1 pseudogene is annotated in these 606 nt (G+C 35.5%); it reads right to left on the bottom strand.

The window, feature by feature from the left end:
- Positions 1 to 606, bottom strand: a pseudogene (locus C6988_RS11115) (ATP cone domain-containing protein); the annotation flags it as partial.

Raw genomic sequence — 606 nt, 5'->3', positions numbered from 1 at the left:
TCTTGAACATCAAAAACTGGCAATCCTAATCTTGCTAGTTTGTTTCTATATTCTTCATGTCCGTGTTCTAGTAAAACAGAGTTTACCATTTCACGAATCAAAGAACCAGTAAGGTATGTTGTTTGATATTTGTAAATTCTATTTTCAACTTCTTCAGTAATTTTTTGAGCTAATTCTAATGGAAGACTTCCTTCTCTTACAAGTGATTGAATGATTTTATGAGAATTAAATTCCTCAATTGATTCATGGGATGTTCTAACATACATTTTTCCACTTTCAATGATGGAGCGCTCTTCAATTTGTCTTGCAAGACTTAGAACCAATTTTCCAAGATTTGTAATTGTGTAACGTCTCTCAGATTTGTTAAGTGCAACAAGTGATTGTCTTAGTAGTTTTCTGAGATGGTAGGCAAATTTGCCGCTCTCTTTTTTGGATTTGAATCCAGCTAAAGATTTGAGCTCAGAATAGGTCAGGGGACCTTTGGAATTTAAAATTCTTAGAATATCAATTCTGTTAGGACTTGCCATTACAGAGAAGATCATCCTTACACGCTTTGACGTAGATTGTAAGATACCTCCTCGTTTAGGCTCCGCTACCCCCTCGCTC

This window comes from Nitrosopumilus sp. b1, assembly GCF_014078545.1.
Classification (GTDB): Archaea; Thermoproteota; Nitrososphaeria; order Nitrososphaerales; family Nitrosopumilaceae; genus PXYB01.
This window is presented reverse-complemented; position numbering and strand designations above follow the sequence as displayed.